A 10282-nucleotide genomic window follows, 5' to 3' on the forward strand; every position below is an offset into this window, starting at 1 on the left:
CCGTGGCTCGGCGTCGCCATGCCGTGGTGGCTGTACTGGCTCGTGATCGCGACCATCGCGGCGCTGGCGCTGCGCAAGCCGTTCAGCGTCGAGATCTAACCCAGCGGGGCCGCGCTCACGCGGCACGCGGCGCGGAAGCGGCAGGCCGGCGGCGGCACGGCGCGCGCGGACGCGCGCGCGCGGCGCGCGGTCACGGCAGCGGCAGGCCGGCGGCGGCACAGCGCGCGCGGACGCGGCGGCGCGCGCGCGGCGGCACTTTCGCGAGCCACGCCTGCGCGTTGCCGAGGTCGCGCTCGGCGCAGTACGCGGCGGTGATGAGGGCGGCGGCGGCGGCGCGCAGGCGGCGGGCGTTGCCCGTCCGCAGGGCGCGTTTTGCCAGGCGGATGGCCTCGCGGGCGTCGCCGGCGCGCAGCGCGCGCTCGGCCGGCGCGAGGGCGGGCGGCACGGCGGCGGCCCTCGACGCGGGCTTGCCGTCGTCGCGGTCCGCGTGCGGCGCGATGCGGTCGGGGGCGTCGTCCGCTGGCCGGCGGCCCCCGGAGGAGGAGGACTCGGCGCGACGCGGACGCGGCGGCGCGTCGGGGTGGGCGAGTTCCGCGTCGGCCGAGTCCGCCACGTCGGCCTCGACCGGCTTCACCGCCGGCTCGGCGGCGCGGTCCGCGAGGATTTCGCCGGTCGGGTTCGCGGCGACGCGCCCGGCGCCGACGGAAGCAGGACCCGGCGCCCCGCCCGCCGCGCCCGCGCCGGTCGAGCCTTCGGCGACGGCCGTGGCGGGCGCCCGCGCGAGGTCGCGGTCGGGCGTCGCGGACTCGGTGGCCGGCGGCGGTGCGACCGGAGGCGGCGGCGGCTCGCCCATCGCCACGGTTCGCGGCGCGACCCGGTCGCGTCCGACGAGGCCCACCGCCGCCACCGCGCCGGCGGCGGCGACCAGTACCACCACGGCGACCCACCCGCGCCCGCGCCCCGCCGGCTGCGCGCGGCCGACCGCGGCGCGCACCGCGTCGGCCACCTCGTCGGCCGTCCCCGTGATCACCGTCTGGGCGAACGCGGCCTCCGATGCGACGGACGGGCGATCGCGGCCCGTGTCGCCGGAGACGAGATCGGCCGGCGACGGCATGGGCAGGTCGCCGGTCGCCGCCGGCGCGTGGTTGCCGGACGCCACCGTCGCCGCCAGCGCGGCCGCGGCTCCGCCGGCGGCGGGATCGGCCGTCGCGGCATCCGGCGGCGCCGTCGCGGCGCCGTCTCCGGCCGCCGATCCGGCGCCGCGCAACGTCGCCAGCGGCCGCCCGGTCAGCGCCTCGACGAACGCGCCGACGGTCGGGAAACGATCGTCGCGGCTCTTGTTCAGGGCGCGCTCGACGGCGGCGATGGCCGCTGCCGGCACGTGCGGCGCGCGTTCGGCCAGCGGCGGCGGTTGCTCGTACACCACCTTGAACACGACTTCGGGCACGGTCTGGCCGGCAAACGCGGGTTGCCCGCACAACATCTCGTACACGATCGCACCGAGAGCGAAGATGTCGGTCGCTGGGCCGACCTGGTCGTGCGCGCCGGTGGCTTGCTCGGGCGCCATGTACTGCGGCGTGCCCAGCAGGGTCGATTCCTGAGTCTTGATCGTCTGCGAGCCGCGGATCTTGGAGATGCCGAAGTCGAGGATCTTGACCTGGGTCGCGACGTCGCCGCCGAGTTCGGTCGGACACAGGAAGATGTTCTGCGGCTTCAGGTCGCGATGGACGACTCCCTGTCGGTGCGCCGCGGCCAACCCCGCGCCGATCTGCCGCGCGATCGCGAGCGCCTCGTCGACCGGCAGCGGACCGCGCGCGAGCCGCTGATCGAGGCTCTCGCCGGCGAGTAGCTCGAGCACCAGGTAGGGCGCGCCGTCCGGCAGGGTGTTGAAGTCGATGACCTGCACGATGTTGGGGTGGCCGAGCCGGCTGGCGATCTCGGCTTCCCGCCGAAATCGCGCCAGCGACTCGGCGTCGGAGCCGACGTCCGCCAGCAGCACCTTGATCGCGACCTGTTTGCCGGGCAGCCGCAGGTGGTTGGCGGCCCACACGGCGCCCATGCCGCCGCGGCCGATGCAGCGCGTGATCTCGTACGTGTCCGCGACGACGGTGCCGACATCCACGGCGCGCGCGCTGTCCGGGTGGGATGCCATCCCGTCGGGCAGTATACTGGAGGAATGTCGAGCCAGCGGGGGGAAACCAGGCGCGCGACGGCGGGCGGCGGGCGCCGGGCGCCGGTGCCGGCGGCGGCGCCTGGGAGGCGGTTGCGTATCGGCGCGCGAGCGAGGTTGCGAGCTGCGAGGCGAGGTTCGGCGCACGCCCGCAGCGCACGAGGGCGCGAATGAACATACGGTACCGAAGGGCGCGAGGGCGTACGCCGAAGATCGCCCGCAGATCGCGACCGCAGCCAGCGGCGATGCGCAACAGACTCCTGGCGGCGGCCGCGTGGGCGACGGCGTTGGCGTCCGCTTCCGTGGCGCGGGCCGGTCCCGGCGCGCGGGTTGCCCGGCCGGACGCGCCGGTGTCGATCGCCGACGTCAAGGACAAGCTCGTCGTGCTCGCGACGGACGCGGGCCACTACGTGGTCATCGAACCGTTCGCGCTCGGCAGCGAGCACTTCTACTTCGGCGACGGCAAACGGTTGTATCGGCAGCGAACGTTCGGCGGCGGCCGCGACGGCGACAAACAGTTTTCGCGGCGGTTCTGGTCGCCGCGGGTCGACCACGTCGCCGAGATCGGATTTCGCGACGGCGCCTGGTACGTGCAGTGCGCCGACCGCAAGACGCCGCTGGCCGTCGCGCCGGAGCCGGAGGCGGCGCGGGTGCTGGACAAGGCCACGTTCTACGGCCCGCTGTGGCGGCGGCAGGCGTACCACCTGTCGCGCGACGACCGCGGCCGGTACTACTACGTCGACCGGCTGCGCGACGAGTACGGCGGCAAGGGCTTCCGGCTGTTCGTCGGATTCAAGGGACGGATGAAGCTCACCAAGCTGGTCAACGTCGTGTCCGACAGTGAAGGCGACATCTTCGCGACCCGGCGCGGCGATCTGCGGCTGGTGATGGGGCGCGACCGCAAGAACGCGACGTGGCATCGCGGCAAGAAGAAAGTGCCGCTCACGACCGTGCCGCTGGTCGAGAACCTCGTTCTGATCTACGACGAACTCGGCGTGTACGACGGCCAGGTGCTCGGCACCCCGTGCGACTACTATTGACGGGGGCGCGCCGCGCGCGGCCTGCATCAACCGCGGGTCGCGAGCACGTGGGCGACGCAACCGGTGAGCTTCTTGCCGGTCGGGATGTGGAGGAACTCGTTGGGCCCGTGCGCGTTCGAGTGCGGCCCGAGCACGCCGGTGATGAGAAACTGGGCGTCGGGGAACCGCGCGCCGAGCATTCCCATGAACGGGATCGAGCCTCCCTCGCCCATGTACACGCAGCCGGCGCCGAAGTAGGCGCGCGACGCCTCGTCGAGCGCGCGTTCGAGCCACGGCGCGACCGGCGGCGCGTCCCACCCGGACGCGGCCTCGGCCCGCGTGACCTCGACCCGGGCGCCGTACGGCGGGTCCGCCGTGAGCAGCGCGCGCACCCGGTCGAGTGCCGCCTGCGCGTCCGTCGTGGGCGGTAGCCGCAGGCTCAGCTTCAGCGAGGTAAACGGCCGCATCACGTTGCCGGCGTCGTCCAGCGGCGGCAACCCCGCGGCGCCGGTGATCGCGAGCGCCGGCCGCCACGTGCGCGCCAGCACCAGCTCGGCGAGGTCGCCGGTGACCGGCCGCGCGCCGTCCTGCCACGGGAACTTGTCGTAGACGGCGGTGCCGAGCACCTCGGCGACCTGGGCGGCCTGGGCGCGTCGCTGCGCCGGTATATCCGCGTGCAGCTCGGGCGGCACGATGCGGCCGGTCGCCTCGTCCTCGAGCCGGCTCAGCAGCGCGCGCAGCACGCGAAAGCTCGACGGGACGATGCCGCTGGCGTCTCCCGAGTGGACGCCTTCTTTGAGCAGTGACACCGTCACGTCCATCGTCGCGATGCCGCGCAGCGACGTCGTGCACCAAAGCTGGTCGTAGTTGCCGCAGCCCGAGTCCAGGCACACGACCAGGCTGGGCGTACCGATCCGGGACGCGAGGTGGTCGATGTAGGCGGGCAGGTCGTAGCTGCCGCTCTCCTCGCACGCCTCGATGAGCACGACGCAGCGCGGGTGCGGCGCGTTCTGATCGCGCAACGCGTTGATCGCGGCGATCGATGCGAACGCCGCGTAACCGTCGTCGGCGCCGCCGCGGCCGTACAACCGGTCGCCGCGCACCACCGGCGTCCACGGCCCGAGGCCCTCGGCCCAGCCGGTCATCTCGGGCTGCTTGTCGAGGTGGCCGTACAGCAGCACGGTGTCGCCGCTGCCGCCGGTGGCCGGGACGTCCATCCAGATGACCGGCGTGCGATCGCCCAGGCGCACGACCTCGAGCGTCATGTCGGCCGGCCCGTGTTCGCGGCACCAGCCGGCGACGAGGTCGACGGCGCGGTCCATGTGGCCGTGCGCGCGCCAATCCGGGTCGAACATCGGCGATTTGTTCGGGATGCGGATGTAGTCGACCAGCGCCGGGACGATGTGGTCGTCCCACGCGCGGTCGACGAACGCGCGCGCGCGGTCGCGGTCGAGCATCAGTGGCCTCCCCCGACCAGCGGCTGCACGTTCAGGATGGTCAGCACCGCGTTGACGACGCCGCCGAGCCCCTCGCCGGCGATCAGGCCGCACGCGACCGCAAACACGAACCGCTTGTACTGCTCCGGCTTCATCCGCGCCCAGCCGACCGCCACCATCGCGCCGAGGAACATGCAGATCGAGTAGTACGCGTGGACGATGAACGCGATGCCGAACGCCAGGCCGCTCGGCAGGTAGGGAGCGGTTCGCGGCGCGATCTTGCGGATGACCGGGATGATCGCGCCGAATGCGAGTCCGATCACCATCGCGGTGACCGCGTGCGGCGGCAACGCGTCCAGCCCGCGGGTCATCACCATCGACACGGCTGCCCACGCGTGCGCCGCGGGGGCGACCAGCTTCGAGTCGTCTGCGCCGATGTCGTAGGCCGCGTCGAACACGTAGAACATCGGCACGGCGACGAGGGCCCCCATCAGGATGCCCCACAGCTGCGCCTTGAACTGCTTGCGCGGTGACGCGCCGAGCATGTAGCCGGTCTTGAGGTCCTGCATCATGTCGCCGGCCTGCGATGCGCCGGCGCCGGCGATGCCGGCGGTCATCAGGTTGGCCGCGGGCGCGTCGGACATCACGCCGAACACCATCTGCGTCACTTTGCCGATGCCGCCGATCGGGTTGATGTCGGTCTCGCCGGTCGACCGGACGGCGACGTTGGCCAGCACCGCCGACAGCGCGATCGCCAGCGCGGACAGATACGCCGGGATGTCGAACACGAAGTGCGCCATCGCGATCGTGGCCACCGATGCGAGCGCCAGGCCGGTGGTCCACCAGCGGTTCGGGATCGCTTCGGGATCGACCTCGGCGTCGCCGCCGGACGCCGCCCTCGCGACGGCCGGCCGCTTGAGCGCGCGGACGAACGTCCGCCACGACAGCGCCAGCGACATGAGCGCGTCGCCGACCATGATCGCGACGCCCGGCCACAGGATCCAGCCGCGCACGCCCCACGCGTCGGTCGCACCGTCGTGGATCGTCGTCGGCGACGGGGCCAGCGCCCAGCCGTTGGACTTCGCCCAGTGGCCGAGGAGGCCCCAGCCGACGATGGCGCCGGCGAGCAGCGACCCGGTGACGCGCGGGCCGATCAGGAAGCCGGCGCCGAACAGCATCGGGCCGAGGTACAGGCTGAACGTCCACGCCGCCGCGGTCGCGAGCACCGCGCTGCCGAGCCACTCGTGCAGCGGCGGCGCGTTGAGCGGCGGGATGAAGTGCGTCCCGATCGTGAACGCGAACGCGCCGACGCCGAACCACAGCAACACGCGCGCCTTGGCGACCGCCTCGCCGGCCGTGGCGAACATCGCCATGATCGTGTTGGCCACGGCGGTCCCGGTCGGGAACTTGAGCTTCTCGGTCACGACGTACTGGCGGCGCAGCGGCACCGCGAACATCACGCCGAGGTAGGCGATCGCCAGCGCCCACACCGCCAGCTCCCAGTAGGCCGGCAGCGGGTGGCCGGCGATCTTGAGCGCCGGGATCGCGGCGACCAGGCCGGCGGCGGACGCCATCGTGCCGGCGCCGGATCCGGCCGTCTGCGCGATGTTGCACTCGAGCACGGTGAACGGGTCGCGCGGGCGAACGGTTTGAAACAGCGCGAACGCCAGGATCGCGGCCATGAGCGACCCGCCGACGGTCCAGCCGATGGTCAGGCCGAGGTAGATGTTGCCGGCGACCACGATCCAGCCGAGCACGCAGCCGGTCGCTACCGCGCGAAACGTGAGCTGCAGCTCGCCGGGCTGCGGCGTGTACAGGATGTCGCTGTCGGCGGCGTCGGTTGCGCCGCTGTCCGGCGCCGGGGGGCTGGCGTCCGGGGTCGCGTCGTTCGTCGTCGTCATGAACTCCCCTCGCGATGTCGGAAACCGCGCCCTTGTACCGCAGGACTTGCGCTCCCGGGTAGGGCTTGTCACATGTAATAGTCGGAGTCGCGGAGATGCGGATCTGGATGGGTGCAGGGTCCGGCCGCGGCCCGGACCGACAGCGCGAGGGAGGCGTCGCCCTCCAGGAGCGCCCGAAGACCAAAAAACCGCCGCTTTACAAGGTGTTACTTCACAACGACGACTACACCACGAAGGAGTTCGTGGTGATGATCCTCCAGCAGATTTTCCACCATTCGGAGGCCGACGCGATCCGCATCATGGAACACGTCCACAACCACGGCATCGGGGTTGCTGGCGTCTATCCATTCGAGATTGCGGAGACCAAGGCCCAAAAGACGGTCGCGATCGCCCAGCAGTTCGAGTACCCGCTGCAATGCACGCTCGAGCCGGAGAGCTGACTCGATCGCGCCGCCGCAGCGGAACTCGCCATGCTCACCCCCGAACTACAAGACACCCTCCGCCGCGCGGTCCAGTCGGCCCGCGATCGGCGGCACGAGTACCTGCTGCTCGAGCACGTGCTGCTCGCCATGCTCGACGACCGCACCGCGCGCAACATCATCAAACACTGCGGGGGCGACGTCGACGCGCTGCGCGCCGAGCTCGAGGCGTACCTGGCGGAGCTGCCGACCCTGCCGCCCGACGACCCGTCGGACCCGGAGCAGACCCTGTCGTTTCAGCGCGTGCTGCAGCGCGCGGCGATGCACGTGCAGGGCGCCGGCCGCGACACGATGAACTCGGGCAACCTGCTCGTGTCGATGTTTCGCGAGCGGGACAGCCACGCCGTCTACCTGCTCGAGAAGCAGGGCATCACCCGGTTCGATGTCGTCAACTACATCTCGCACGGCATCTCGAAGGTCGCCGGCGCCGACGGCGCGCCGCGCACGCCGAAGGGCGTGCTGTCCGACGGCGCGGAGGCGGAGGCGGTCGCCGATCCGCTCGGCACGTTCACCACCGAGTTGGTCGCGCGCGCCGCCGAGGGCAAGATCGACCCGCTGGTCGGCCGCGAGGCCGAACTCGAACGCGCGATTCAGGTGCTGTGCCGCCGGCGCAAGAACAACCCGCTGTTCGTCGGCGAGGCCGGCGTCGGCAAGACGGCCCTGGCCGAGGGCCTCGCGGTGCGGATCCACGAAGGCCGGGTGCCCGAGCCGCTGCGGGACGCCAAGATCTACGCGCTCGACATGAGCGCGGTGCTGGCGGGCACGCGCTATCGCGGCGACTTCGAGGAGCGGCTCAAGGCCGTGCTCAAGGAAGTGGTCGGCAACCCGAAGGCGATCCTGTTCATCGACGAGATCCACACCATCGTCGGGGCGGGCGCGACGTCGGGGGGCACGATGGACGCGGCCAACATCCTCAAGCCTCCGCTCGCGTCCGGCGAGCTGCGCTGCATCGGGTCGACCACGTACAAGGACTACAAGCAGGCGTTCGGCCGCGACCGCGCGCTGTCGCGCCGGTTTCAGAAGATCGACATCAAGGAGCCGTCGGTCGACGAGACGGTCGCGATCCTGCGCGGACTGAAGCCGCACTACGAGCAGCACCACGGCATCCAGTACACGGAGGCCGCGCTGCGCGCCGCGGCCGACCTGGCGTCGCGCCACATCACCGACGCGTTCTTGCCGGACAAGGCGATCGACGTGATCGACGAGGCCGGCGCGCGGGCGGCGCTGCGCGGAAAGCGCAAGCGCATCGTGCCCAAGGACATCGAGCAGGTCGTGGCGTCGATGGCGCGGATTCCGCCGCGCACGGTGTCGCGCGACGACAAGCAGCGGCTGGCGACGCTCGAGGAGGACCTCAAGCGGGTCATCTTCGGCCAGGACGCCGCGATCGAGCAGATCGCGACCGCGATCAAGCTGTCGCGCGCGGGCATCGGCCACCCGGACAAGCCGGTGGGCAACTTCCTGTTCGCCGGGCCGACCGGCGTCGGCAAGACGGAACTGGCGCGCCAGCTCGCCAGCGTGCTCGGCGTCCACTTCGCGCGCTACGACATGTCCGAGTACATGGAAAAGCACACGGTGTCGCGGCTCATCGGCGCGCCGCCCGGATACGTCGGCTTCGATCAGGGCGGGCTGCTCACCGACGAGGTGCGCAAGCACCCGTATTGCGTGGTCGTCCTCGACGAGATCGAGAAGGCCCACCCGGACATCTACAACATTCTGTTGCAGGTCATGGACCACGCGACCCTGACCGACAACAACGGCGCCAAGGCCGACTTCCGCAACGTCATCTTGATCATGACGACCAACGCGGGCAGCCGCCAGATGACGACGCCGGCGATCGGCTTCGGCGACACATCGCCCCAGGCGGCCGACGCGAAGAAGGCGCTCGAGAAGGTGTTCAGCCCCGAGTTCCGCAACCGGCTCGACGCGATCGTGCTGTTCCATCCGCTCGGGCCCGACACCATCGTCCGCGTGGTCGACAAGTTCTTGCACGAACTCGACGGCCAACTCGCCGAGCGCAAGGTCCACATCGAGGTGACGCCGGCGGCGAAGGCATGGCTCGCCGAGCGCGGCTACGACAAGCTGTACGGCGCGCGGCCGATGGCGCGCCTGATCCACGACAAGCTCAAGACGCCGCTCGCCAACGAACTGCTGTTCGGCAAGCTGCAGGACGGCGGCGCGGTCATCGTGGACGTCGACGGCCCGGACGCCGACGCGCTGTCGTTCCGCTACCCGGCGCTGGCGTAGCCCGCGGGGGCGGCCGGCGCGCGCCGCGCTACGGCCGCGCGCGGCGCGCGATCGCGTCCGCGAAGCGGTCGAGGGCCGCCGGCCACTCGCGCAAAAACAGCGACGGCTCCATCAGCTCGAGTTCCATCACGGCCAGCTGCCCGTCCGGGCGGCGCGCGACGTCGACGCGCGCGTAGACCAGCGGCCGCGGCGCGGCGGCGAGCGCGGCGTCGCCGAGCGCCCGTTCTTCGTCGGTGAGCGGCCGCGGATCGCCGACGGATTCGCTGTCTCCGGAAAACCGCGGCGCCTTGCGAACGCTGTGGGTGAACGCGCCGTCGATCCACACGAGCGCGCGTTCGCCCTCGGTTTCGGTGCTCGGCAGGTAGCGCTGCACGAGCGCGTCGCCGGTCGCGAGCACACGGTGCAGGTGCGCGTCGGCGGCCGGCGACGCCGGATCGTCGAAGCGCGCGGTCTGGCGCGACGCGGCCGACACGGCCGGCTTGACGACCACGCTCGGCCAGCCGCGCCGGGCGGCGATGTCGGCGACGGACGCGGCATCGCCGCGCGGCACGAGCACGGTCGGCGCGATCGCCACGCCGGCGCGCTCGAGCGCGAGCAGATAGCGCTTGTGCACGTTGGCGCGCACGATGTCGGCGCCGTTGCACAGGCGCGTCGCCCGGGCCGTCGCCGCCACCCACGCGACGAACGCGTCCGGGCGGTCGGCGTAGTTCCACGTCGACCGCAGCACCACGAGGCGCGCACCGGACCAGTCGATCGACGGATCGTCCCACGCCCACGCCGCCGCGCGCAGCCCCCGCGCCGCGAGCGCCGCCAGCAGCGGCTGTTCGTCGGGGTCCGGCTCCGGCTTGCGGCGGCAGGTGGCGAGCGCGACGTCGATCATCGGTATTGGGCAGCGTAGCGCGCGCGCCGCGCCGCTGCGCGGCGGCACGGGGCGAGCGCGAGGTCGATCATCGGTGTCCGGCAGCGTAGCGCGCGCGCCGCGCCGCTGCGCGGCGGCACGGGGCGAGCGCGAGGTCGATCATCGGTGTCCGGC

The 10282-nt window shown here is 72.3% G+C and carries 7 protein-coding genes; 3 read left to right on the forward strand and 4 right to left on the reverse strand.

What is annotated here, in order from left to right; translation table 11 throughout:
- Nucleotides 1–190: 190 nt before the first annotated feature.
- Nucleotides 191–2152 (reverse strand): serine/threonine protein kinase, encoded by a 1962-nt coding sequence (locus D6689_12755; protein ID RMH40777.1) that lies wholly within the window; start codon nt 2150–2152, stop codon nt 191–193.
- 263 nt (nt 2153–2415) lie between these two features.
- On the opposite strand from D6689_12755, the gene D6689_12760 reads away from it, so the two are divergent.
- Nucleotides 2416–3210: a hypothetical protein gene (locus D6689_12760; protein ID RMH40778.1), complete on the forward strand. Its 795-nt coding sequence runs from the start codon at nt 2416–2418 to the stop codon at nt 3208–3210.
- Nucleotides 3211–3236: 26 nt separating this feature from the next.
- Here the strand turns inward: D6689_12760 and D6689_12765 are convergent, their stop codons facing one another.
- Together D6689_12765 and D6689_12770 are read right to left on the reverse strand one after the other, a co-directional pair.
- Nucleotides 3237–4646, reverse strand: a complete 1410-nt coding sequence (locus D6689_12765; GenBank protein RMH40779.1) for a M20/M25/M40 family metallo-hydrolase — start codon at nt 4644–4646, stop codon at nt 3237–3239.
- Nucleotides 4646–6526 (reverse strand): OPT family oligopeptide transporter, encoded by a 1881-nt coding sequence (locus tag D6689_12770; GenBank protein ID RMH40780.1) that lies wholly within the window; start codon nt 6524–6526, stop codon nt 4646–4648. The genes D6689_12765 and D6689_12770 overlap by 1 nt, the downstream gene beginning before the upstream one ends.
- 107 nt (nt 6527–6633) lie before the next feature.
- On the opposite strand from D6689_12770, the gene D6689_12775 reads away from it, so the two are divergent.
- The gene (locus D6689_12775) at nt 6634–6966 is read left to right on the forward strand and encodes an ATP-dependent Clp protease adaptor ClpS (protein ID RMH40783.1); all 333 of its coding nucleotides are present in this window, start codon (nt 6634–6636) and stop codon (nt 6964–6966) included.
- A gap of 30 nt (nt 6967–6996) precedes the next feature.
- Complete coding sequence (gene clpA, locus D6689_12780) at nt 6997–9249, forward strand: ATP-dependent Clp protease ATP-binding subunit ClpA (protein ID RMH40781.1); 2253 nt, start codon at nt 6997–6999, stop codon at nt 9247–9249.
- Between the two features lie 28 nt (nt 9250–9277).
- On the opposite strand, the gene D6689_12785 is transcribed toward clpA, so the two are convergent.
- Nucleotides 9278–10129 carry a hypothetical protein gene (locus tag D6689_12785; protein ID RMH40782.1) on the reverse strand — a complete coding sequence of 284 codons (852 nt, stop codon included), beginning with the start codon at nt 10127–10129 and terminating at the stop codon, nt 9278–9280.
- Between the last annotated feature and the right edge of the window lie 153 nt (nt 10130–10282).

The sequence above is a fragment of the Deltaproteobacteria bacterium genome, assembly GCA_003696105.1.
Lineage (GTDB): Bacteria > Myxococcota_A > Polyangia > Haliangiales > J016 > J016.

Bases quoted from the DNA above. Each gene is read 5' to 3' on its own strand.
- D6689_12760 (RMH40778.1), top strand. From the start codon at position 2,416: ATGCGCAACAGACTCCTGGCGGCGGCCGCGTGGGCGACGGCGTTGGCG.
- clpA (RMH40781.1), top strand. From the start codon at position 6,997: ATGCTCACCCCCGAACTACAAGACACCCTCCGCCGCGCGGTCCAGTCG.
- D6689_12770 (RMH40780.1), bottom strand. From the start codon at position 6,526: ATGACGACGACGAACGACGCGACCCCGGACGCCAGCCCCCCGGCGCCG.
- D6689_12765 (RMH40779.1), bottom strand. From the start codon at position 4,646: ATGCTCGACCGCGACCGCGCGCGCGCGTTCGTCGACCGCGCGTGGGAC.
- D6689_12755 (RMH40777.1), bottom strand. From the start codon at position 2,152: ATGGCATCCCACCCGGACAGCGCGCGCGCCGTGGATGTCGGCACCGTC.
- D6689_12785 (RMH40782.1), bottom strand. From the start codon at position 10,129: ATGATCGACGTCGCGCTCGCCACCTGCCGCCGCAAGCCGGAGCCGGAC.
- D6689_12775 (RMH40783.1), top strand. From the start codon at position 6,634: ATGGGTGCAGGGTCCGGCCGCGGCCCGGACCGACAGCGCGAGGGAGGC.